The organism is uncultured Fretibacterium sp., assembly GCF_938030725.1.
Lineage (GTDB): Bacteria > Synergistota > Synergistia > Synergistales > Aminobacteriaceae > Fretibacterium.
Genome location: NZ_CALHIQ010000031.1, coordinates 12,440 through 34,881, shown reverse-complemented (window position 1 = coordinate 34,881; position 22,442 = coordinate 12,440). Strand labels below are relative to the sequence as shown.

Sequence of the window (22,442 nt, the reverse complement as noted above, 5' to 3'; positions counted from 1 at the left end):
GAAGTCGTGCAGCCAATAGCTGCAGCAGCAGGGACGCCCGCAGGGCCCAATCCCCTTGACGACACGGGCCTCGTCCCGCACCCCAATCTGCCGCATCTCAATGCGGGTGTGGAAGTCCCGCGCCAGGTCGCGGACGTAGGCGCGGAAGTCCACGCGCTGCTCGGACGTGAAGTAGAAGAAGAGCTTTCGACGGTCCAGCATGTACTCGACGTCCACCAGCTTCATCTGCAGCCCGTCCTGTTCCAGCAGGATCTCCCGCGCGCGGACCAGCGCGCGCTCCTCGTCGCTGCGGCAGCGGCGGTAGTTCTCCATGTCCTCCGGTCCGGCGTTCGCGACGAATTCCACCTCCTGCAGCATGGGCTCCGGGCCACGCGCCTGCTCGCCGTTCTCACCGAGGCAGGACGCGCGGTACTTCGCCTCCTGCTCCTGAGAGAGGGGACCGCCGAGGCGCCCCATCTCAAGCCCCCGGACCGTCCTCAGCAGCACCCACCGGGACTCCGCCAGCTCCTCGTCCGCTATCTCAGCCAGGCCAAGGTAGCGCAGCTTACCGAAAGTTGCCAAATAAATGCTCAAAAGGAATTTCCTCCCTGAGTGCTAAGATCAAAAGATCGCAGAGCATGGGGACGGAGAGGTTCTTCGTCTCCGCAATCGTCCTGAGCCGGTCGAGCTTTGCAGCCCGCGGGGCGTCCCCGCAGCGCAGGGCCCAGGTCGCCCAGGACGCCAGCGCCGCAGCGACCGGCACGTCCCCACCTCGCGCCCCCTCCACCCAGGCGAGCCATTCCCCGTCGCTTGACGGGGGCGGAGCGCCCTCCGCCGCGGCGGGCGCCGCCAGCGTCGTGAACCGGGCACGGCTCCTGAGGGTGGGCAGGATCACGCCGCCCTCCAGGAGGAAGAGCAGGCAGGCGTGGGAAGGAGGCTCCTCCGCCAGCTTCAGGAGGCTGTTCGCCGCCGGCAGCAGCAGTTGGTCCGCGGACAGGACGACGCCCAGACGTCGGACGGAAGCGGCAGGCTTCAGGGCAAGGTCCTGGATCAGCGTCCTGCACGCGGCGACGTCCGGCGCCCGTCCGACCTCCCCCGCCACGACCAGGTCCGGATGCCCCTCCCGCACGGGGGACGGGGCGTCGGGACCGATGTCGAGCGTCAGGCGCGCAAGGCGTTCCAGGAGCGCCGGGTGCCAGACGAGGGGCGCCGAAACGGCCCTGCAGTGGGGGACGTCCCCCGCCGCGCACTCCTCCTCCAGAGTCCGCCAGGCGCAAAGGGCCTCAAAGGGCTCTGCCTTCCCCGCGCTCACATCAGGAGAGAAATCAGACAACCCTTGATCTCCTCCATCAGGGCCAGCGCCCTCGTGCGGTCCCCCTCGTAGAGGAAGGCCTCCTCCAGCTCGTCCATGGCCGCCTCCGTCCTCTCGATCGTGACGTACATCTTCTTGTCCGTCTTCCGCCAGCGCAGATCGCGCTTGATGCGCAGCCCCTGCATGGCGCGGCGCAGGAGCTCCGTCAGCACCGAGCGGTACTCCGCCAGGAGCTGCCCCGACGGAAAGACGCTCAACCGGTCGGAGATGTCGTAGAGCCGGTCGAGGAGCTGTTCCAGCTCCGACGACTCAAGCGCCGCCTCAAAGGAGTTCGCTGGGGAAACGGCGCCGGCGGGCGCAGCGTGCCGTCCGCCGCCTCCGCCCGCCCCGACGGGGGCCTTGGTCGCGGAACCGCCGCCCAGGCCCTGCTTCACCCGGAGCGAGTTCAAAGCAGCACCCCAAGGTGCCTCAGCACCCCGCGCCGGACCTCTCGCGCCACGTCCTCCGGAGCGCCTGCGGCCGGGACCTCAAGGACCCTCCGGGGCTCGCGCCGCGCGATTTCCGCATAGACCCGCGCGACCCTCTCCATGAACTCAAGCCCGCTGGCCTCGAAGCGATCCCCGCCGCCCCGATCCGCCAGGCGCTTCGCGGCCGTCCGCGGGGGAAGGTCCAGGAAGATCGTCAGGTCGGGTGCCGGAAAGTCGCAGGCCGCCAGAAGGCGCTCCAGAAACGCCGGGGTCACCCCACGCCCTCCGGCCTGGTAGGCTCTGGTGGAGTCCGTGTAGCGCTCGCACAGGACGATCTGTCCCGCGGCGAGGGCCGGCAGCACGACCTCCGCCAGGTGCCCCTTCCGGTCCGCCAGAAACAGCAGGAGTTCCGTGGCTGCGTCCGGGATGCGGCCGTGCAGGATCAGCTCGCGAAGGGCCTGTCCCGCCTCCCAGCCGCCCGGCTCGAACGTTCGGAGCACGGGGCGCCCCGTTTCCGCCTCCAGCCACTCGGCCAGGAGCGCGGCCTGGGTGCTCTTGCCCGATCCGTCGATGCCCTCCAGCGTGATGAAGGGGGGGCACCAGGACGCCTTGTACGGGGCGTCGCCTGCCGTCGTCCGTTCCATGGGGTCAAAACCGGGCCTTGTCGGCGCCGCTCTCGTCAGAGTCCTCATCGGAGTCGTCCGTCACCGTCACAAGACGCCGCATCAGGCCATCCACGAAGCGATCCGACCGGAGGATGCGAAGGCTCCCCTCCCGGATGCGGCGCTCCTTTGTCTCGCTCAGGTACTCCGTTTCCTCGGGCAGGAGCTCAGGGGGAACCCCCTCCTTCTCTCCGTCCCCGCGGCCCTGAGGCTTTTCCCTGGGGTCCTTTTTGCCGCCGCCCTTGCCGATCTCCCCCACGTCCTTCCCCTTCCCGATCTTCTTCAGAGCCGTCGCCATGGAGTCGCTGAGCAGCTCCACCACGAGCTCATCGTTCGCGTCGAAGGCGGCGATCTCCTCCAGCATACGGTTCAAGCTGTCGATGGACTTCCAGCCGCCCTCAAGGCTCAACTGGGGCAGGGGCTGCGCGCCGCCGCCGCGGACCAGGAGCTCGCAGACGCCCGATGCGTCCTCCGGCACCTTCAGCTTGAAGCTGCGCTTCACGGGGCGCCCCCTCCAGGGCCGAAGCGTCACCGTCACCGGCAGGTCCGCGCCGGGTCGAACCTCGGACGGCGCGTCCACCCCCTCGATGACCAGCACCCGCGGCTCCTCCGTCGCCTCGACCTCCAGCCGGAAGGCCAGGGGCATGACCGCCTCGAAAGGCTGCAGCAGAAACGCATCCATGATCTGGGAGGATTGTTTGAGGGCAACGCCGCTGACGTCCTCGTCGGAAACGAAGACGTCGCTCCGGGTCCAGCCGTTGCGAACGCCCTTGCCCTCGATCCGCAGGGTCACGTTCATCGTGCCCTGCCCGACGCGCCCCCAGACGTCCTCCAGCAGGCCCGCATAGATCGACTCCAGGAGCTTCGCGCTCAGGAACGCATCCGACACGACGCGGAAGCTGCGCTCGACGCGGCGTCCCCGATCCCGGTCCTTCAGCACCAGCGTCGCGGAAACGGAGGCGGGAAACTGTCCCGCGCGGCCTCCAATGCCGGCCGCCCGGTCCTGGGTGACGGTCCCCACGACGTCCAGAGGGCTCGCCAGCTTGAAAGGAAAGGCCTGGTTCAAAACGACCTCGTGGACGTAGGCCCGCGCCGCCGGGTAGGCGGCTCTGCCGCGCTTCAGAAAGGGGTGTCCGAAAGCGAGAAAGCGGCCGTCCCGCGACACGGCCGTCACGGCGCCCGTCGCGGCGACGTCGACATCGCCCCAGGCCAGCATGGCGGCGATGGAGTCCCCCGGCTTGAAGCGGAAGTCGCCCTCCGCCACCTTCAGGGGCCCTCCGGAGGAACCCGGCGTTTCCGCGAGCGTCGCCCCCAGGGCACGGCCAAGCCGCCGGGCCGACCTCTGGGAGAGGCCGGAAACCGACAGGGGGGCCGCCAGTCGGGCTCCACCCTCCGATGCCGCTCCCGACGCGACCGTCCCCTCCCCGTGGGCGAAGATGGCGCACATGACGTCGATCGGCGTCACGAGGGCCAGTCGGTGATCGCCGAACTCCCAACCGCTCCCCACAGCCCCGATGAGCTTCCCTCGAACGTAGACGGGGGAGCCGCTCATCCCCTGGGCCAACCTGCCCGCCCGTTCATTCGCGTTCGGCAGGAAGCGGATGAGGATGACGTTCTCCACCTCCCCCTTCTGGGGGACGACGCTGACCACCTCGACGGGGATATCCGTCGGCTGGGTCCCCTTGAGGACCGTCTTCAGGACTCCGCGCTCGCCCGGCTTCAGGGAGGCCGCAGAGAGCGTGGGGGCCTCTGGCACGAAGGGGCGCACGGCCCCCTCCCCCCGGCCGGCAACCAGGAGCAGGAGCGCGAGAGCGGCGGCTGCCCGCCGCAGGGACGTCCAGGGTAATGAACTCAATGAAAAACACCTCGATACCGGGGAGCGCCTCCAAAACCGAAATCGGGGCCCTGGGCCGGGGCGCCCGACCGCCGCCTCAGGGACTCCGCAGACGCTCGCCCGAAGATAATCTAATTAGTTTCAAGAAAATCGTTGACGCACTCACAGGGCTGTCAGAAGTGACCCAGTAAAACTTCCCTAAATGGGATTACGCCCGCTCCCATCGGGAGGACAGGCCATCACTCGGGCACCCTACAGCTCTTTGCGGGCGCGGAGGCGCAGGTACTCCATGATGAAGTCGTCGATGTCCCCGTCCAGCACCGCCTGAACGTTGCCCTTTTCCAGCCCCGTCCGATGGTCCTTCACCAGCGTGTAGGGGTGCAGGACGTAGGAACGGATCTGGCTGCCCCACGTTGTTTCCTTCTTGTCGCCCACTACGGAGGCCAGCTCGTCCTGCCTCTCCTGAAGGGCGCGCTCGTAGAGCTTGCTCTTCAGGACGTGCATCGCCACCTGGCGGTTCATGTGCTGAGAGCGCTCGTTCTGGCACGTGACGACGATGCCCGTCGGCAGGTGGGTGATGCGGATAGCGGAGTCCGTCCGGTTGACGTACTGCCCGCCCGCGCCGCTGGCCCGATAGGTGTCCACCTTCAGGTCTTCGGGACGGATTTCGACGTCCACGTCGTCCGAGAACTCCGGCGTGACGAGGACCGACGCGAAGCTCGTGTGCCGGCGGTGGGCGGAGTCGAACGGCGAGATGCGCACCAGACGATGCACCCCCCGTTCCGCCTTCAGGAAGCCGTAGGCGTTGTCGCCCTCCATCATCACCGTGGCGCTCTTGATGCCCGCCTCCTCGTCGTTCGTCGCCTCCAGCACCGTCGCCTTGAGGCCGTCGCGCTCCGCATAGCGCAGGTATAGGCGCAGCAGCATCTCTGCCCAGTCCTGGGAGTCCAGCCCGCCCGACCCGGCGTGTACCGTCAGGATCGCGTTGGACGAGTCGTATTCCTCGTTCAGGAGCAGGATCAGGCTGCTGTGCTCCATCGTGCGGCGGACCTCCGCCGCCCTTCGCTCGAACTCCCCCTGGAGCTCGGCGTCCTCCGCGTCCCGCAGCATGTCCTCCAGGACGGACAGGTCGTCCATCTCGCAGCACAGATGGCGCCAGCCTTCAATGCGCGCATTCACGCCAGACAGGTCCTTCAGCACGGCCTCGTGGCCGTCCCGCGTCCAGAAGTCCGGCGCCGAGCTCTCCTGGGTCAGGGCCTTTGAGCGCGCCTCCAGAGCAGGCAGGTCAAAGGCTGTCCTGCAGCGTCCGCTTCAGGGCGCGCAGTTCCTCCAATACCGAAATGTTTGCAGCGATCATCCCGACAACACTCCTCCACTCGGGCGAAGGCCCGATACTTTTCCATAATTATATTATCATAAAGCGCAATGCCAAACAGGGCCAAGGGGCAAAGTGCGGGAGATTCAGGGAAGCGCTGAGACAGGATGAGGCTGCCGCCCCTCCGGCGCGACTGGGGACGGCAGACTTTAGGTTCTGTGGCGGGGTCAGGCTCTGGCGCCGGCCTTTCTCTCGATGGCCTCCAGGAGGGACCGGAAGGCGCCGTTGAAGGACTCGATGCCGTCGGCCAAAAGCTTTTCGCAGATGGCCTTCCGGTCGATGCCCAGCTCCTCCAGGCGCCTCAGCCGCGATCTGGCACCGGCCAGGTCGTCCTCGATGGAAACGGCGGCGCGCCCATGGTCCAGGAAGGCCGTGATGGTCTTCGGGGGCACGGTGTTGACCGTGTTTGGGCCGATGAGCTCCTGGACGTACTTCACGTCGGAGTAGGCGGGGTTCTTCGTCCCCGTGCTGGCCCAGAGCGGTCGCTGGACCCGCGCCCCCCTCGCCGCCAGTTCCTGCCACGTTTTGCCCGCAAAGGCCTCTTTCTTAAAGTGCTGATACATCATGCGGGCCCCGTCCACAGCGATCCTGCCGCAGAGGGATTCCTCCCCCTTAGCCGCCAGCGCCTTGTCCACCGCCGTGTCCACGCGGCTGACGAAGACGGAGGCCACGGAGGCAGGGAACGTCGCGCTGATGCAGGAGCTGAGCCCGCAGAGGTAGGCGTCCGCCACCCTCGCGTACTGCTCCTCCGAGAAGATCAGCGTCGCGTTGACGTTCACCCCCACGGCGGTAGCCCCCGCCACGGCCAGGATGCCCTCCGGCGTCGCCGGGATCTTGATCATGACGTTGGGGCGGCCCAGCAGGCCGAAGAGGCGCTCCGCCTCGTCCACCGTGCTGTCGGTGTCCGACGCCAGAAGGGGGTTGACCTCCAGGCTGACGTAGCCGTCCAGGCCCTGCGTCCTGTCGTAGACGGGCCGCAGGATGTCCGCGGCAGCCCCCACCTCCCGAAGCGTCAGGGCCTCGTACACCCCGGCTGCGTCCTTCCCCTGAGCGAACAGGTCCGCGATCTCCCGGTCGTAGTCCTCCGTCTGCGCGATGGCCTGCTCAAAGATCGCGGGGTTCGTCGTCACGCCGACGACGCCCTGCTCGATCCAACGCTCAAGCCCCCCGGACGCGATCAGTTCCCGGCTGATCGTGTCCAGCCAGACGCTCTGCCCCAGATCATGCACCTCATGCAGCACCGTTCGAACCAATGCCTTCGCCTCCAAAATTTCAAAAATAGTCTCGATGGGTGATTTGATGACGACGTTGACGGTTTCGGCAGCAACAACGCCCCTCATTATATACTATGATGGCGTCCTGTGCCGGGGGCGCAGGGCCTGTGATAAGGCGGTCAAAAAATCCGGAGGGCTATGGGATAATAAAAAAGCGGAGGGCGGCTTGTCCCTCCGCCGAGGCCGGGCCATCCTCGGAATCAACGGCCCCTTTACCTTTAAGACGAACGGGAGGCGCCTCCCTTGCGGAGATTGAATAAGGACCGAATGGATCAGGAGCCCTGGGCGTGGCGGGCCGGGATGGCCGCCTACCGCCTGGGCATCAACGCATTTTTCAGGGCCGGCGGCCTGAGCTGGCTCCGCCGGAAGTACAAAGGGATCGGCATCGAGGAGCGCATGGGACGCTTCGCGGACGTGTCCACGGGCGGCGTGTGGGTCCACGCCGTTTCCGTCGGAGAGGTGCAGTCCGCCAGCGCCGTCATCCGCCGCATGAGGGGGGAAACGACCCGCCCCATCCTCCTCTCCACCGTCACGACGACGGGACAGGACATGGCCCGCCGCCTGCTGGACGGGCAGGTGGATCGGATGATCTACAGCCCCTGGGACGTCGGACGCTACGTGCGGAGCGCCCTTGACGCCGTCCGGCCGGCAGCCTACGTCGCCATGGAAACGGAGCGCTGGCCTGAGATGCTGTCCCAGCTCAAGGCGCGGCGCATCCCAACCTTCCTGGCCAACGGACGCCTCTCGAGCGAGAGTTTCGCCAAACTGAGGCGCGAGGCCTCCTTCTGGCGCGGGGTTCTGTCGTGCTTCACGCGCCTTTTGGTGCGCTTCGAGGAGGACCTCGAGAACTTCTCGGCCCTGGGCGTGCCCCGCGAGAAGATCACCGTGACGGGCGACTGCAAGGTGGACGCCCTGCTGGATCGCCTGGACGGGGCCAGGAAGGGAATCTGGTCCGACCTGCGGCGTGGGGAAGCGCCGCTCTTCGTGGCGGGCAGCACCCACCAGGGGGAGGAGGAGGCCGTCATCTCGGCCTTCCGCATCGTGCGCCAACGGCATCCGGAGGCCCGGCTCGTCGTCGTGCCGCGCCACCCGGAACGGGCCCTCCTGGTCGTCGCCGCCGCACTGCCCTACCCGGACCTGAAGGCCGACCTCCTGTCCCATCTCTCCGACGGATGGGACATCGCCGTGGTCGATCGCATCGGAATCCTCTTCGACCTCTATGCAGCGGCCGACGCCGCCTTCGTGGGAGGAAGCCTGGTGCCAAAGGGCGGACAGAACCCCATTGAGCCTGCGCTGTTCGGCATCACGACCGCCCACGGCCCCAGCATGACGGACTTCCCCGACACGAAGCGGATGGACGCTTTGGGAGTTGCTCGCTGCGTGCACGGCCCCCAGGAGCTGGCCGGCGTCTGGGCGGCCGCCCTTGACCCGGCGACGCAGGAGGCAGTGCGGCAGGCGTCCCAGGCCTACTTCGACACGCTGGGCGGCGCGTCGGCGCGGACCTGGGAGGTCATTCGCGAGTACGTGAAGGACGTGAAGGTCCCGTGAGCGGCCCCGCACGTCGAGGACTGCACCATATCGCTCGTTATATCAGTCAGGAGGACGAGGACGCACGATGAACACGCTTTTTGGAGCGCCGCAGGTCGAAGGGTTCAGGGCCTCGCTGGACGGTCGTTCCCGCGAGGCCCTGGACGAGGCCGTCCGCCGCATCGTCGCGGCGAAGAGGTGCGGCGGGAAGGTCATGGTCGTAACGGGCAGCGGCCCCAACATTCACGAGGGGGTCACGACGCTCCTCGCAGAGCTCATCCGCGTGGGGCTGGTGGACGCGGTGTCCACCAGCTCGGCCGTCGTGTCGCACGAGATGGGCGGCGCGCTGGATCGCGTCTTTCGCGTGGACGCCGCCGCGCTCGGCCTGGAGGAGCGCTTCCTGCCGCGGGGAGGCCTCTTCGAGTTCACGCGCATGACGGAGGCGGAGCTGGAGGAGCTCCGGAGGGAGATGCCGCTGGACGAGGACCTGCTGAGGCGCGGCAGGGACCTTCCCATACACAGCGACATCATCAAGGCGGCGGGCAACATGGCCTACCCCATGGGGCTTCGAGGCGAGCGGCTGGCGGGGGAGATCATGAACCTGGCCCGGATGTACGGGCTTCCCTTTGAGGAGGTCGCAGGCTGGGGATGCGACCCCATGACCATGCTGGGCGCGGCGGCAGGGCGTGGCGTGCCCGTGCTGGTCACCATCCCCCAGCTCATCGGCGGCGGCGCAGTGGGCATGTCCATCGGGGACAGCATCCCGATCTCCCAGCGTTCCATGCGCCTCTCTCGAATGTTGGCCACCTGCGACGTCATCATCGAGTCCGCCGTGGCCCTGACGCAGGAGGTCCACGACGGCCCCTTCGAGTGCTACACGGGGCACGGCATCTGGGCCAGCTGGTCCGGCCAGGCCACCTACAGCCTTCGGGACAAGACGCTGGTGCGCATCGACTTGGACGAGAACCTGAGGCGCGCCGTGGAGCTGTCCCGGACGGTCCAGGAGGCCATCGACAAGGGCCTGCCCAAGACGAAGGCCGCGAGGATTCCTTTCCGCATGGAGATGTCCGCCTTTGCACGCCACGAGGGCAGCCTGCCCATCATCGGCGACATCGGCCGCGTCTGGCCGGTGTTGGCTCACGACGCGGCGCGGGAGCTCGGCATTGAGCTGAAGTTCCTCTCCTCATCCCAGGAAACGCCGGAGGGCGCGGCGATGCGCGACTGGATCGTGCAGAACGTGCGCCCGCTGGATCGCCGCAGGATGCTTGAGCGCGCGGCGGAGGAAGGGCTGCGGCCGTGAGCGGCAGGACGGCGGACCGGACGAACGCCATGCGCCGGCTTGAGGCGTGCGGGGCAAGCTACACTCCTCTCACCGTTCCCATGGACGGGACCGACGCCGTCAGCGCCGTGGAGGCGGCGCGCCTTCTGCGGCGCGGGACGGACGAGGTCTTCAAGACCCTCGTCACCGTGGGGAGGAGCCGCGAACACTACGTGTTCGTTGTGCCCGGAGGGCGTGAGCTGGACCTGCGCAAGGCGGCCCGCGCCGTGAACGAGAAGTCCGTCGAGATGGTCCACTCGAAGGAGCTCCTGCCCCTCACCGGCTACGTACACGGGGGCTGCTCTCCCGTGGGGATGAAGAAAACGTTTCGGACCGTCGTGGACGCGTCGGCGGAGGGGCTCGCGACGATCATCGTCAGCGCCGGAAAAATAGGCCGGATGATGGAGCTCTCCCTGGAGGACCTGCGGCGGGCCGTGGACTTCACGACGGAGGACCTGACCGCGGAACAGGCCGCTGTGCCATCGTAAGCTGCCGTCCTCCGAATCCTACGCGCCATAAAGCGGGAGAGGTCGTCCGGCTTGCTTCGCCGAAGGACCTCTCCCGCCTCGTTCTCAACGGTTCGTTTACGCTCGCTACGAGGGCTAGCCGCGCAGGGCCTTGCGGCTGCTGCGCCCCCTGTCCTCAGAATCCTCCACCTTGAAGACGGCGATGGCGTCCTTCACGTGCTGCACCAGTTCGGCCTGAGCGTCCGACTCCTTCGTGGTGCTGGTGGACACGGCCGTCGCTTCGTCCATGGCCTCCGCGATCTTCTCCAGGTGCTCCAGGATCTCGGAGCTGGACTTCGTCACGTTGTCGATGCCCGCCGCAATCTCCTTGCTGGAGGCCGCCTGCTCCTCGGCAACCGCCGCGATGTTCTGGATCCGATCGTTGGCCTTGTCGATCTGCTCCATCGCCTCGGACAGGGAGTCCTTTGCCGACGTCCCCTTCTCCATCGTCTGGCTCAGCAGCGTCGCCGTCTCGTCGCTGGCGGACTTCGTTTCCCTTGCGCTGCCCTGCAGCGTCTCGATGAGGGCCCGAACGTTCCCCGCCGCGCGGTTCGACTCTTCCGCCAGCTTCCGCACGGACTCCGCCACCACCGCAAAGCCGCGCCCCGCCTCGCCGGCGCGCGCCGCCTCGATGGCCGCATTCAGCGCCAGGAGGTTCGTCTGGTCCGCGATCGAGGTGATGACGCCCACGAACTCGCTGATCTTGTCCACGGAATCCACCAGGTCCTGGAGCTTCTGTCCGCTCTCCTGGGTCTTTTTCTGCAGCTCGCCCATGTCCTCGATGGTGCCCTGCACCGTATCGACCGCCTTGTTCGTCACCGTCGTCATGTTGGAGATGAACTCAGCGCAGTCCGTCGCCGCCTGGGCGGAGGTCATGGACGCAGCGGACATCTCCTCCGTCCCCGCGTTGCTCTCCTGAAGTGAGGAGGAGTTGTTCTCCATCAAGGAAACCGCCTTCTGCACGGCATCCTTCACCCTGGTCGCGGAGTCCAGGCTCCTCTTGCAGTTGTCCAGAATGTCGACGGACTTCGCCGCGGCCTGGTCCGCCGTCGTCAGGACCTCGCTCACGGCCGTGCGCTGGGCCGCGATCATCTTCATCAGGGCCTCGCCCAGCGCGCCCAGCTCATCGCGGCCGTCGTAGGGGAAGTCCTCCCGCTTCAGCGTCAGGTCCCCGCCCTCGGCCCGCGCGGTGAGGTTCACCACGATGCCAAGTGGCTTCGAGATGCCGCGGGCGATCGCCCAGGCGATGATCGCGCCGAGGACGATGGACAGGACGACCAGGGACAGGAGCAGCGTCAGAGCGTTGCCGAGGGCGTTGTAGCTCCCTATCACGAGCTCGTTGACCTTTCGGTCGATCTGGCCGTAGATGCTCAGGGCACAGTCCTCGATCCCGCCGGCGTTCTTCAGGCACTCCTCCATGATGGACTGCGCGTCGCGGTACGCCTTCAGAATGTTCACCATGTCCGCTTTGGCGGAGCGCACCAAACCGTCGTCCGAGGCCAAAAGGTCCTTCAGCCAGCCCTCGGAGGCGGAGTTTTTGAAGGCGTCGTAGTCCGCCGCCCACTTGTCAAAGTCCGCCGCAGCGCCCTCCAGAAGCGCCACATCCCGCTTGTACAGGGCGTAGACGTACTGCCTGCGGAAGAGCGTCAGCTTGTACCGCAGGTCCGCCGCAGCGCCCATCTCGTTCGCCCCGCTGCGGCCACCGCCCGCGGCGTTGTAGTCCGCCGTTTCCGGCTTCGAAGCGGAGAACTTCTCAAGGATCGTCCCTATGACCTCCGTCGTCTTTTCAAGGTTGTCCGTAAGGGAAGCCATGGCTGCATGCTGGGAGTGCAGCGTCGTTTCGTAGGCGGCGACGTTCCTGCCGAACGCATCGAGGTAGCCCTCCAGCTCGGGGAGCGTCCTGACCTGCCCCGAAGTCGACGTTCCTCCCCTCAGCACCTGCATCCTCGGCTCCGGTGCCACCAGCTCGTTGACCTTCCTGGGATGGTCCCTCAGGGCGTCCAGAGAACTCTTCAGCGCATTGAGGTCCTCCTGGGACTCCGAAAGGCGCAGCGCGCTCAGGTTGTTCGTCACGACCTCCAGTGCGTCGTTCATGTCGCTGATCAGGGTCGAAAGGTCCGTGATCTTATCCAGGTAACGTATCTCCTCCTGCACGTGCGAGATGCTGCTCCAGCTGAAGATCGCGGCCACCGCAAACAGGGAGAGCACCAGCCCGAAGCCCAAAGCAAGCTTTGCAGATATCCTCAAGTTCTTCAACATTACTATAACGCTCCCTTACTCAAGATATTCGTCCAACTCCGGACCAGCAAAGCCCGTGCCGGACGCCGCATCGCATGGTTCCGACGCCGCAGTCAATGGACCCTGGGCGGTATTCCCTCCCTCGCCATGAGCCAGGCCAGCGCGGCGAACGTCTTGGAGTCCTTGAAGGCGCCGTCCGCCATCATGCCGGGAATGTCCCCGTAGGGGACCTCGAGAGCGCTCACGTTCTCGTCCTCGTCCTGGGGCAGGCGGGAACTCTGGAGTTCGTCGGCCAGAAACAACGTGAGGTACTCCGTGCAGAAGCCCGGCGACGAGTAGAACCCACCCACTTCTTGAAGCCTCCCGGGCTTCACTCCCAGCTCCTCCTGCAGCTCGCGCTCAGCGGCCGCACGGGGGTCCTCCCCCGGCTCGATCAGCCCTGCACACACCTCAAGCGTTTCCTCCCCGACGGCATAACGGTACTGGCGCGCCAGCAGCACGCTGTCCCGCCCCGTCAACGCCAGGATACCTACGGCCGACCGATGTTCCACCACCTCGCGCTCCGCCGTACGGCCGCTTGGCATCGTCACCTCATCGACCCTCAGGTTCAGGATCCTGCCCTCGTAAATGCGCCGTCCGGACGCACGCCGCTCCTGGCCTCCCCATGAGCTCTGCGCCATTCCTGCGCCTCCCCTGCTGAAAGTCTGTGTTGTGGCTATTATATCACCATGATAAGCTATAGTTTATGCCCTCCTTAATTCAAAGCTCACAGGACGTCCCCCGGCACAAGCCTCAGACCGCGAGCCCAGTCCGCGGCAGGGACCCTGCGCTTGCCCTCCGCCTGCACCTCCTCCAGGTGCAGCGCGCCAGCGGCGCAGGCCACGACGAGGGCGCCATCCTGGAGGGCCAGCACGGTTCCCGGCTCCCCGTGCCCTCCAGCCGCCGGAGCGGCACGCCAGACCTTGAGACGCTTTTCACGGACCATGACGAAGGCGCCGCCGGAGGCCTCAAGGGCGCGGACCGCCCTGTCCAAGCGCTCCGCGGGCTGCCGCCAGGAGAGCTCAAACTCCGACCTCGCGAGCTTCGCCGCGTAGGAGGCTGCAGCGTCGTCCTGCGGGGTGAAGAGTCCGGCGAAGCAGTCCCCGGCGGACTCCAGCGCGGACAGCCCCGCAGCAGCGATCTCGGCGCCCAGGGCGCTCAGCCTGTCGTAGAGCTCTGTCGCCGTCTCCCCCGCCCCGACCTCCACCGCCGCCTGGCGCAGGATGGGCCCCGCGTCCATCTCGGGCGTCAGACGAAAGACGGTCACCCCCGTCCGGACATCGCCGTCCATCAGCGATCGGGGAACGGGCGCCGCCCCGCGCCAGCGCGGCAGGAGGGAGGGGTGGACGTTCAGGCACCCCCAGCGCGGCGCGCTCAAGAAGGGCTCGCGGATCAGCTGAGCGAAGTCCACCACCAGGATCGCGTCGGGCGGATTCGCCGCCAGAGCCGTCAGGAGCGGCTCGTTTTCGCCGAGGGGCCCCGTGCGCTCAAGGGGAAGGCCCAGCGCCAGGGCGCGTTCCTCCACCCGCGAGGGGATCTCCGCCATGCCGCGGCCACCCCGGGTGGGGGTCCCGGTGACCACGAGCTCAACGGGGAGGCGCCGGACGAGGGCCTCAAGGCAGCGTGCGGCAAAGGAGCCGCCGCCGATGAACCACAGCCGCACCCTAGCTCTCCTTTTTCTTCATCATCTTGCGGCGAATCGCCCCGCGCTTCAGGGGGGAGAGGTAATCGATGAAGAGCTTTCCGTTCAAGTGGTCCATCTCGTGCAGAAAGGCCCGCGCGAGGAAACCAGACGCCTCGTGGACGTGGACCTCCCCCCGCACGTCCTGTGCCTCGACGCGCACCCACTCCGGGCGCCGCACCATCGCGTAGATGCCGGGGAAGCTGAGGCACCCCTCCTCCCCCTCCTGCTCGCCCCTCTGCTCCAGAACGCGGGGGTTGATGAGGTCGTAGACCTCATCCTTATAATCGACAACCGCGATCTGCCGAAGCACTCCCACCTGCGGCGCAGCCAGCCCCACGCCGTCGCTGACGCGCATCACCGCGCGCATCTTGTCGACGAAATCAGCCAGCTCGTCGTCAAAGACCGTAACCGGTTCTGCGACCTTCTTCAACACCGGGTCGGGATACCGGCGAACCTCCAATTCAACGCCGAGGAGCTCTCCCCTCGACGGTTTCGTCTTTTCCTGAACGATACTCATGTACCCAATCATAACCCTTCCGCCCCCATGTGGGGCTGTTTCTCAATTATAGTATAAGAATTTGGGAGGACGCGAAATACACAATACAATTTGTCCGCTGCATCCGGCCTGACCTCTCGTCTATCGGCATTTTTCATTATTGATTATCCCTGACCATAAGGATAAAATGAGGCCCTGTCGGATCGCTGACTTTGATTTCCGGATCCGGCCAACCATGGAACGGAGGTAAGGGGTATGCCCAACTTGACCCTGGCCATTGAGAAATACATTCAGGAGCTCCTCGAAACGGAAACGGAACCCTCCGTATCCCTCAGGCGCAAGGAGCTGGCGGAGTTCTTCGGCTGCGTGCCGAGCCAGATTAACTACGTCCTGCGCAGCCGCTTCACGCCAGAGCGTGGTTTTCTGGTGGAGAGCCAGCGGGGCGGCCACGGGTACATCCGCATCCTGCGCATCTCCTGCGAGGAGCCGGAGGAGCGCCTGAAGCACGTCGAGGACATCGTGGGGGACTCCATCTCGGAGCAGGACTGCCGCCGCCTCCTCCAATCCCTGCAGGAGCGCGGCCTCATCACCGTGCGCGAGCGTCTTCTGATCGAGGTGGCGCTGAGGCACGCTGACGAGATGGGGCGCAGCGATTTCGACCTGTCCCAGCACAAGCGGAGCGTCATTCAGGCGGAGATGCTGAAGAGGATGCTGCGGGGCCTGATGCTGGCCTGAACGCACGCCGTTTTTACTCTATCAAGGAGAACATACCATGTGGCAATTTTTTACGGAACGAGGCAAGAGGGTCATCCAGCTGGCCCACCATGAAGCGCTTCAGATGGGGCATCCCATGGTGGAGCCGGAGCACCTCCTGGTGGGGCTGGCGCAGGAGGGCGGCGGCATCGCCTGTCGCGCCCTGGTCGAGTTGGACGTGTCGCCTGAGAGGCTGTGCGCCCACATCCGGGAGATCATGGGGCGATCCCAGCCCGCGTCCAGGCCCATCGACCTGCCGCTCAGCCCGCGCATGAAGAAGGCGCTTGAGCTGTCCATGGTCGAGGCCCGCAAGATGGGCGTCAACTACGTCGATACGGAACACATCCTGTTGGGCGTCCTGGCGGACGAGAGCAGCATGGTGGTCCAGCACTTCCTGACGATGGGGATCACCCGGGAGGTCGTCCTGAAGCAGGTGACCGCCATCATCGAGGCCAACGCAGTGAACGCCGGTGGGGGCCAGGGACAGAACGTGGAGCTCCTGACAGACCGGCTGAAGCGGCAGGGCAGGAGCCGAACGCCGACGCTGGACCAACTGGGAGTGGACCTGACTCAGAAAGCCCGCGACGGCGAGCTCGACCCCGTCATCGGGCGCGAGCGGGAGATCCGTCGCGTCATCCAGGCGCTGTGCCGACGAACGAAGAGCAACCCCGTCCTGATCGGCGACCCCGGCGTCGGCAAGACGGCCATCGTCGAGGGGCTGGCCCAAAAGATCGTGTCGGGCGCTGCGCCGGACCCCCTGAGGGAGAAGCGCATCATCCAGCTCAACACGGCGAACCTCGTGGCGGGCACCAAGTACCGGGGGGAGTTCGAGGAGCGGCTGCGCCGCATCGTGAAGGAGCTCTCCGACTCCGGCGAGGTCATCCTCTTCGTGGACGAGGTGCACACCATCGTCGGCGCAGGCAGCGCCGAAGGGGCAATGGACGCGGCCAACATCCTGAAGCCCAGCCTGTCGCGCGGGAAGTTCCAGATGATCGGCGCGACGACCCAGGCGGAGTACCACAAGTACGTGGAGCGCGACAGCGCCTTGGAGCGCCGCTTCCAGCCCATCCTGATCGAGGAGCCCGGCATCGAGGACTCCGTCAGCATCCTGCGCGGACTTCGGGATCGCTACGAGGAACACCACCAGGTGACCTTCACGAACGACGCCCTCCAGGCCGCAGCGAACCTCTCCTCGCGCTACGTGCAGGATCGCTTCCTGCCCGACAAGGGCATCGACCTCATCGACGAGGCCGGAGCGCGGACCCGGCTTCGGTCGCTGGACCCGCCGGAGTCCGTTCGGGAGCTGGAGCGCCGCCTCGCGGACACTCAACGTCAGAAGGAGGAGGCCGTGCTGAACCAGCAGTTCGAGCGCGCGGCGCAGCTGCGCGACGAGGAGCACGCCCTGGCGGATCAGCTTGAGGCCGCGACGGAGGAGTGGCGCAGCGGCCGGAGCGAGGAGCGCGTCGAGGTCACCGGCGAGGACATCGCCGAGGTGGTGGCGGAGATGACGGGCATCCCGGTGAAACAGCTCACGGAGACAGAAACGGAGCGGCTTCTGCGCATGGAGGAGGAGATATCCTCCCGCCTGATCGGGCAGGACGAGGCGGTCAGCGCCGTGGCGCGGGCCATCCGCCGCGCACGCACGGGCCTGCACGACCCGCGGCGGCCCATCGGCAGCTTCCTGTTCATGGGCCCCACCGGCGTGGGCAAGACGGAGCTGGCCCGCTGCCTGGCCCGCTTTCTCTTTGGACGCGAGGACGCCATGATCCGCATCGACATGAGCGAGTTCATGGAGAAGCACGAGGTCTCGAAGCTCCTGGGCGCCCCCCCCGGCTACGTGGGACACGAAAGCGGGGGGAAGCTGACGGAGGCCGTCCGGCGGCGGCCCTACTCCGTCATCCTGTTCGACGAGATCGAGAAGGCACACGCGGAGGTCTACAACGTCCTGCTGCAGATCTTGGACGATGGGCACCTGACCGACGGGCAGGGGCGTAAGGTCGACTTCCGCAACACGGTCATCATCATGACGAGCAACGTCGGCGCGAAGGAGGCCCAACAGGGCAGCGCGCTGGGCTTCGGCTCCGCGGAGGCGTCGGAGCAGCGAAGCTGGGAGCGCCAGAAGGCCGTCATCATGGAGGAGGCTCAGCGCACCTTCCGGCCGGAGTTCCTGAACCGCATCGACGAGATGGCCGTCTTCCGTCCCCTGTCGCGGGACAACCTGCTGCGCATCGTCGACGCGATGCTGGCGGAGCTGGACGATCGGCTGAAGGGACAGGGGCTCTCCCTGGACGTCAGCGTGGGCGCGAAGGAGAAGATACTGGAGAAGGGCTTCAAGCCGAAGTACGGCGCCCGGCCCCTGCGCCGGGCCATCCAGTCCCTGCTGGAGGACCGCCTGGCCGACTCCCTGCTGACGCGGAAGTTCGCGAACGGCACGCGCATCGACGTCGACGTCGAGGACGGGGAGCTCCACCTGGCCCCTCACGGCGCAGAGGAGTGACCGGTGCCGGCAACTCAGGACGGGGCCTCCGTCGAGGCGCAGCTCGCCGCCGCACGGAAGCTGAGGGCGGAGGTGGACGCCATGCGCTTCGTCCCGCCTGCGGCGGCCGTCTACAACCCCCTGGACTACGCATGGGACGCCTTCGCGGCCTACGTGAGGCGCTTTGGTCAGGGACGGAAGCGCGTGGTGTTCCTGGGGATGAACCCCGGCCCCTGGGGCATGGCTCAGACGGGGGTGCCCTTCGGCGAGGCCGCCGTCGTCCGAGACTGGCTGAAGCTCGACGTCCCTCTGAACGGCAGGCCGGCCCATCCGCACCCCGCCTACCCCGTTGAGGGCACCGCCTGCAGGCGTTCCGAGGTCAGCGGCCGCCGTCTTTGGGGGCTCTTCTCCGGACGCTTCGGGACCCCGGAGGGCTTCTTCGAGGAGCACTTCGTCGTCAACTTCTGCCCGCTACTCTTCATCGCCCTCTCCCCGCGCAAAAACGGGACGGAGGGTGGACGCAACCTCACGCCGGACCACCTGCCGCCGGAACTCCGGACGCCCCTCTACGCAGCGTGCGATGAGCACCTGCGCGCCGCGGTTCGCGCCCTCTCCCCCAAGTGGGTCGTCGGCGTGGGGGCCTTCGCCGAGGCCCGCGCGCGGGAGGCGCTCGGCGATACAGACGTCCGGATCCTGCGCATCCTCCACCCCAGCCCGGCCTCCCCCGCCAGCAACCGGGACTGGGCAGGGACGGTCACCCGCCAGCTCTCGGAGGCGGGGGTCTGGCAAATCTAAGCGAGGCGTTCGGCGCCGAAGTCCTGTTTTTGACAGACAGAAAGAGAAGGGAGGGAGAGGCAGCGCGTCCCCGGCCTCAACTGGAGGAGGCGGATCGCCTGCGGCGCGGATGGGCATGGCGGCGCGTTGGTGGAATCGCGAGGAGGACGGGCGCGTTTCCTGTGGCCTGTGTTTTCGCGGGTGTCGCATCGCGGACGGGGCCGCGGGGGCGTGTGGCGTCCGCCTCAACCACGGGGGAACGCTCCTCTCGCCCTGGCTCGGTCGGTTCTGCGCACGGGCCGTGGACCCCGTCGAAAAGAAGCCCCTCGCCCACTGGCGGCCCGGCAGCCTCATCTACTCGCTGGGGAGCCTGGGCTGCACGATGGACTGTCCCTTCTGCCAGAACTGGCGCATAGCCCGACCGGCGAAAAGCGTCTACGACGCCAGTGCCTCCGTCCCGTTCCTGCCGCCGGAGGCGCTGGCGAGGGAGGTCCGGGGGCTGGGTCTGGACGCTCTGGCTTTCACCTACAACGAGCCGACCCTTCAGGCGGAGTACCTCCTGGAGGCCACCCCCCTGCTGAGGAAGGCGGGGGTCGCGGCGGTCCTCGTCACGAACGGGGCGATGTCGGAGGAGGCGGCACGGGACCTCCTGCCCTGGGTCAGCGCGGCGAACGTGGACCTGAAGGCGTTCACGCCGGAGGGGTATCGGCGGCTCGGTGGGGACCTGGAGGCCGTGAAGCGGACCATCGCCCTGTGGGTGCGGGGCGGCGTCCACGTGGAGTTGACGCACCTCGCCGTTCCCGGATTGGACGACGGTATGGCGGCCTTCTCGGAGATGGTGGGCTGGATCGCCTCCCTGTCGCGAGACATCCCCCTGCACATCACGCGCTGTTTCCCCGCGCGGCACCACGACGCACCCCCCACGTCCCGCGCCCTCCTGCGCCGCATGGAGGAGGCAGCCCGCGCAGAGCTCGCGCACGTACACCTCGGAAACGTGTGAGCCTCTCTGAAACCACAGGGTTGGATTGCTACAGCCTGAGCGACCTTCCTCTGTTCGCCTCCCGGACGATCCTCAGGCACAACCCCTCGTCGGCGATCCGGGCCTTCTTGCCGTGGCGCGCCAACTCCGCCGCCGTGAAGAGGTCTACGGGTCCTGCGCCGACGATCGCGGCGTCACAGGCCCTTACTGCAACCCCGCAAAGCGCTCCGGGAAGAAGGCCCTCACGTCATCCAGGAACCTCTCCACGCGCTCCGGCGTCTTGATGAAGGCCGGGTCCGCAAGGTCCAGCTCCAGGACGTTCGGGATCTGCATCTCCTTGCGCACGAATTCGAGGAACGGCTGATAGGCGTCGAAGAGCAGGCGCCAGTACTCCACTCCGGCGTCGATCTCGTCCTGACGGCCCCGCGCCCGGATGCGGCGCAGTATCTCCTCAAAGGGACAGCGCACCAGGATCAGGAGCCGCGGGGACGCCGTGTTCCTCAACAGGGAGTCATAGAGCGTCAGGTAGCAGCCGAACTGGCTGTCCGTGAAGTAGTGCTGCTTGTAGTAGAGCGTGGCGTAGACCTTGTCGCCAAAGATGCTGCGGTCCATGATGTAATCGTTTTCCTCCGACGCGCAGAGGTACTGTGCAAAGCGCGTCACCAGGAAGTTCAGCTGCATGGGGAACGCCCACCGCCGGTCGTGGTGGAAGCGGCTCAGGAGGTCGTGCTGGTCGCGAAACTCCTCCGGCATCACCTTGAACCCCAGGCGCTCCGCCAGCAGGTCCACCACCGTGGACTTGCCGCTCGCCGTCATGCCCTCAACGATGATCTGAATCTGTCCCAAATCCACACACCATCCTCAATTAAGCTCGCCTGCGTCCGGGGCGGCCCCGGCCGTCTAGCGGCCCTCGCCGTCCTCCGCCGTCACGGCGCGGTTCCCTCCGCTCCGCTTGGCCCGGACCATCGCGTCGTAGGCAGCGCCCACCAGGCTGGAGAGGTCCATCTCCGCGCGAAACTGCGCAATGCCGACGCTGAGCGTCAGGGCGCCCTCCGCACCGAAGGACCCGCTGTGAGCCAGGTCCCGCATCGAATCCGCCAGGATCCGCGCAGCCTCGGAGGAGCGGGGCGTCAGCACCATGAACTCGTCCCCGCCCCACCGCCCGATGACGTCCTCCACAGCGAGGAGCCCCTGACAGAGCGCGATCAGCGTCTTCAGGACGAGCTCCGCCGCCGCGTACCCTTTGCTCTCGTTCAGGCGCCGGAAGCCGTCGATGTCCATGATCATCAGGCTGAGGGGCGTCTTGTCCCGGACGGCGCGCTCCATCTCACGGGACAGGACGCGCTCCATGCCCTGGCGGTTCAGGACGCCAGTGGAGCGGTCCGTCACGGCGGCGCGCTGTAGCTGTTCCTGCGTCCGGCGCAGGAGCGTCACGTCCTCACACGTCAGGAGCGCAGCGCGAAACCCGGCCCACTCCAGGGGCCGAACGCCGACCTCAAACCACGTCAGGTCCCCGTCCCGGGACGAGAGGCGGCAGGAGAGGCGCCCCTCGCGGGCCTGCAGCACGTCGGGAAACTTCTCGTGGAAGTCCGCGTTCGCGGGACCGTCCCTGGGGATCAGGTCGAGGAGGCGAGAACCGACCACCTTTTCCCTGGCGTCCAGCGCGAGGATGAAGGGCGCGTTGGCCGCAAGGCATACCCCGCGCTCGTTCACCACGGCCGTCGGGACGGCGAAGGCGTTCAGGATGCCCGCTCGCTCGGACGGCTCCACCGGAGGCTCGACGGCAGGGGCCGGCGGCTCCGGGGCGTCCGGTGGCGGCGCGGGCTGCCGGATCTGCGGCACCTGCACGGGGAGGACGCGCACTGCCACCCCCTCCAGGCTGCCGTTCAGCTCAAGGGGCGCCGCTGTGAAGCTCCAGAGCCGGTCCCCTTCGCTGTGGCGTTCTTCGATCTCCACGCCGCTGGTCTGCCCCAGCGCAGCCGCCATCAAGATGTCGTGAAGGGACTTGTCCGTCTTCGATTGAAGCGGGGGGTAGCGCTTCCCTACCTCGCAGCGATGGCCCAGGACCCGCAGGGCGAGGGCGCTGTACCCCTGAGAGGCGTAGAGCAGCGTGCCCTGCCGATCTACGACGCAGCAGAGCAATCCCGGACAACAGTCCAGAACGCGGCTCCACACGCCGTGCTTCCATCCGGGCTCCGGTTGCTCCCGGAGGTTCACCCACTCCGTCACGTCCACCCCGATGACCTGCAGCGCGGGTTCGCCCCGAACGTCCATCGCTGAAAATTCCGCGTCCATCCAGATACTGACCCCGTCCGGGCGCGCCAGGGGCACCACCGCCGCCACGGGCCCTCCCATGGCGTCGTGCAGCAGGCCGCGCATCGCCTCGATCTGTCCAAAGGGGCAACGCGACAGGAGGGTTTCCGGCGCGCCCCCTTCGGGGTCTTGTCCCAGGAATAGCTGCATCCCGCGGTTCATGAACAGAAACGTGCCCCGGACGTCCACGAAGGCGTACAAAAAGGCCCCGCTGTCCGCCAGTCCCCGGTAGAGGCGATCCAGGTCCTCAAACGCTGCAGCCTCCAGCTCGTACTGCTCCCGCATCCGCTCCAGCTCCTGAACGCGGCGATGGAGGCCGCGGTCGTCGCCCGACGCCGGGGTCGCCGAGCCCTTGGCTGCCCTGGAACGAAAATCGATCCCCCTGTCTGCCATGAGAGCACCCTTCCTTCCCGTCGGGACCGCCCCGTGCATGAGG

General features: G+C 67.1%; 20 protein-coding genes. 7 read left to right on the top strand and 13 right to left on the bottom strand.

Annotated elements, in window-relative coordinates:
• The 7 genes from Q0629_RS10145 to tal all read right to left on the bottom strand — a co-directional run.
• A partial coding sequence (locus Q0629_RS10145; protein ID WP_366122952.1) for a PSP1 domain-containing protein occupies nt 1-573 on the bottom strand: 573 nt, incomplete at its 3' end.
• Nucleotides 545-1,291 carry a hypothetical protein gene (locus Q0629_RS02315; RefSeq protein WP_298778432.1) on the bottom strand — a complete coding sequence of 249 codons (747 nt, stop codon included), beginning with the start codon at nt 1,289-1,291 and terminating at the stop codon, nt 545-547. The genes Q0629_RS10145 and Q0629_RS02315, both read right to left, overlap by 29 nt.
• Complete coding sequence (locus tag Q0629_RS02310) at nt 1,288-1,740, bottom strand: DUF327 family protein (protein WP_298778429.1); 453 nt, start codon at nt 1,738-1,740, stop codon at nt 1,288-1,290. The genes Q0629_RS02315 and Q0629_RS02310 overlap by 4 nt, the downstream gene beginning before the upstream one ends.
• The gene (gene tmk / locus Q0629_RS02305; RefSeq protein WP_298778427.1) at nt 1,737-2,402 is read right to left on the bottom strand and encodes a dTMP kinase; all 666 of its coding nucleotides are present in this window, start codon (nt 2,400-2,402) and stop codon (nt 1,737-1,739) included. Before tmk ends, Q0629_RS02310 begins: the two co-directional genes overlap by 4 nt.
• Nucleotides 2,403-2,406: 4 nt before the next feature.
• Nucleotides 2,407-4,275 carry a SpoIVB peptidase S55 domain-containing protein gene (locus Q0629_RS02300; RefSeq protein ID WP_298778425.1) on the bottom strand — a complete coding sequence of 623 codons (1,869 nt, stop codon included), beginning with the start codon at nt 4,273-4,275 and terminating at the stop codon, nt 2,407-2,409.
• A gap of 231 nt (nt 4,276-4,506) precedes the next feature.
• A protein-coding gene (prfB, locus tag Q0629_RS02295) for a peptide chain release factor 2 (protein WP_298778421.1) occupies nt 4,507-5,611 on the bottom strand; the annotation gives its coding sequence in 2 pieces (ribosomal slippage) (nt 4,507-5,553 and nt 5,555-5,611; 1,104 coding nt in all).
• Nucleotides 5,612-5,796: 185 nt separating this feature from the next.
• Nucleotides 5,797-6,969, bottom strand: coding sequence for a transaldolase (tal, locus tag Q0629_RS02290; protein WP_298778418.1), 1,173 nt, complete (start codon nt 6,967-6,969; stop codon nt 5,797-5,799).
• Nucleotides 6,970-7,146: 177 nt separating this feature from the next.
• On the opposite strand from tal, the gene Q0629_RS02285 reads away from it, so the two are divergent.
• The 3 genes from Q0629_RS02285 (at nt 7,147) to Q0629_RS02275 (ending at nt 10,236) form a co-directional block, all read left to right on the top strand.
• Nucleotides 7,147-8,451 carry a glycosyltransferase N-terminal domain-containing protein gene (locus Q0629_RS02285; RefSeq protein ID WP_298778415.1) on the top strand — a complete coding sequence of 435 codons (1,305 nt, stop codon included), beginning with the start codon at nt 7,147-7,149 and terminating at the stop codon, nt 8,449-8,451.
• Nucleotides 8,452-8,518: 67 nt separating this feature from the next.
• Nucleotides 8,519-9,730: a hypothetical protein gene (locus Q0629_RS02280; protein ID WP_298778413.1), complete on the top strand. Its 1,212-nt coding sequence runs from the start codon at nt 8,519-8,521 to the stop codon at nt 9,728-9,730.
• The gene (locus Q0629_RS02275; RefSeq protein WP_298778411.1) at nt 9,727-10,236 is read left to right on the top strand and encodes an aminoacyl-tRNA deacylase; all 510 of its coding nucleotides are present in this window, start codon (nt 9,727-9,729) and stop codon (nt 10,234-10,236) included. Before Q0629_RS02280 ends, Q0629_RS02275 begins: the two co-directional genes overlap by 4 nt.
• A 114-nt stretch (nt 10,237-10,350) precedes the next feature.
• On the opposite strand, the gene Q0629_RS02270 is transcribed toward Q0629_RS02275, so the two are convergent.
• The 4 genes from Q0629_RS02270 to def form a co-directional block, all read right to left on the bottom strand.
• Nucleotides 10,351-12,513, bottom strand: coding sequence for a HAMP domain-containing methyl-accepting chemotaxis protein (locus Q0629_RS02270; protein WP_298778407.1), 2,163 nt, complete (start codon nt 12,511-12,513; stop codon nt 10,351-10,353).
• 92 nt (nt 12,514-12,605) lie between these two features.
• Nucleotides 12,606-13,172: an NUDIX hydrolase gene (locus Q0629_RS02265; RefSeq protein ID WP_298778404.1), complete on the bottom strand. Its 567-nt coding sequence runs from the start codon at nt 13,170-13,172 to the stop codon at nt 12,606-12,608.
• Nucleotides 13,173-13,258: 86 nt separating this feature from the next.
• Entirely contained in the window at nt 13,259-14,194 is a 936-nt protein-coding gene (locus tag Q0629_RS02260) for a methionyl-tRNA formyltransferase (RefSeq protein WP_298778401.1), read from the bottom strand.
• A 1-nt stretch (nt 14,195) separates the two neighbouring features.
• Nucleotides 14,196-14,732: a peptide deformylase gene (def, locus tag Q0629_RS02255; protein WP_298778398.1), complete on the bottom strand. Its 537-nt coding sequence runs from the start codon at nt 14,730-14,732 to the stop codon at nt 14,196-14,198.
• Between the two features lie 234 nt (nt 14,733-14,966).
• On the opposite strand from def, the gene Q0629_RS02250 reads away from it, so the two are divergent.
• The 4 genes from Q0629_RS02250 to Q0629_RS02235 all read left to right on the top strand — a co-directional run bounded on the left by Q0629_RS02250 (nt 14,967) and on the right by Q0629_RS02235 (nt 19,714).
• Nucleotides 14,967-15,446, top strand: coding sequence for a CtsR family transcriptional regulator (locus tag Q0629_RS02250; protein WP_298778395.1), 480 nt, complete (start codon nt 14,967-14,969; stop codon nt 15,444-15,446).
• A 37-nt stretch (nt 15,447-15,483) separates the two neighbouring features.
• Complete coding sequence (locus Q0629_RS02245) at nt 15,484-17,961, top strand: ATP-dependent Clp protease ATP-binding subunit (RefSeq protein WP_298778393.1); 2,478 nt, start codon at nt 15,484-15,486, stop codon at nt 17,959-17,961.
• Nucleotides 17,962-17,964: 3 nt separating this feature from the next.
• Complete coding sequence (locus Q0629_RS02240) at nt 17,965-18,735, top strand: uracil-DNA glycosylase family protein (protein WP_298778390.1); 771 nt, start codon at nt 17,965-17,967, stop codon at nt 18,733-18,735.
• A gap of 109 nt (nt 18,736-18,844) precedes the next feature.
• Nucleotides 18,845-19,714 (top strand): radical SAM protein, encoded by an 870-nt coding sequence (locus Q0629_RS02235; RefSeq protein ID WP_298778387.1) that lies wholly within the window; start codon nt 18,845-18,847, stop codon nt 19,712-19,714.
• A gap of 183 nt (nt 19,715-19,897) precedes the next feature.
• Here Q0629_RS02235 and Q0629_RS02230 read toward each other — a convergent pair whose 3' ends face one another.
• Nucleotides 19,898-20,545: a deoxynucleoside kinase gene (locus Q0629_RS02230; protein WP_298778384.1), complete on the bottom strand. Its 648-nt coding sequence runs from the start codon at nt 20,543-20,545 to the stop codon at nt 19,898-19,900.
• 48 nt (nt 20,546-20,593) lie between these two features.
• Nucleotides 20,594-22,399 carry a diguanylate cyclase gene (locus Q0629_RS02225; protein ID WP_298778381.1) on the bottom strand — a complete coding sequence of 602 codons (1,806 nt, stop codon included), beginning with the start codon at nt 22,397-22,399 and terminating at the stop codon, nt 20,594-20,596.
• Between the last annotated feature and the right edge of the window lie 43 nt (nt 22,400-22,442).

Excerpts from the sequence above, each read along its gene's own strand:
- tmk (WP_298778427.1), bottom strand. The coding sequence starts at position 2,402 with ATGGAACGGACGACGGCAGGCGACGCCCCGTACAAGGCGTCCTGGTGC.
- tal (WP_298778418.1), bottom strand. The coding sequence starts at position 6,969 with ATGAGGGGCGTTGTTGCTGCCGAAACCGTCAACGTCGTCATCAAATCA.
- Q0629_RS02280 (WP_298778413.1), top strand. The coding sequence starts at position 8,519 with ATGAACACGCTTTTTGGAGCGCCGCAGGTCGAAGGGTTCAGGGCCTCG.
- Q0629_RS02270 (WP_298778407.1), bottom strand. The coding sequence starts at position 12,513 with ATGTTGAAGAACTTGAGGATATCTGCAAAGCTTGCTTTGGGCTTCGGG.
- Q0629_RS02265 (WP_298778404.1), bottom strand. The coding sequence starts at position 13,172 with ATGGCGCAGAGCTCATGGGGAGGCCAGGAGCGGCGTGCGTCCGGACGG.
- def (WP_298778398.1), bottom strand. The coding sequence starts at position 14,732 with ATGAGTATCGTTCAGGAAAAGACGAAACCGTCGAGGGGAGAGCTCCTC.
- Q0629_RS02250 (WP_298778395.1), top strand. The coding sequence starts at position 14,967 with ATGCCCAACTTGACCCTGGCCATTGAGAAATACATTCAGGAGCTCCTC.
- Q0629_RS02245 (WP_298778393.1), top strand. The coding sequence starts at position 15,484 with ATGTGGCAATTTTTTACGGAACGAGGCAAGAGGGTCATCCAGCTGGCC.
- Q0629_RS02235 (WP_298778387.1), top strand. The coding sequence starts at position 18,845 with ATGGGCATGGCGGCGCGTTGGTGGAATCGCGAGGAGGACGGGCGCGTT.
- Q0629_RS02225 (WP_298778381.1), bottom strand. The coding sequence starts at position 22,399 with ATGGCAGACAGGGGGATCGATTTTCGTTCCAGGGCAGCCAAGGGCTCG.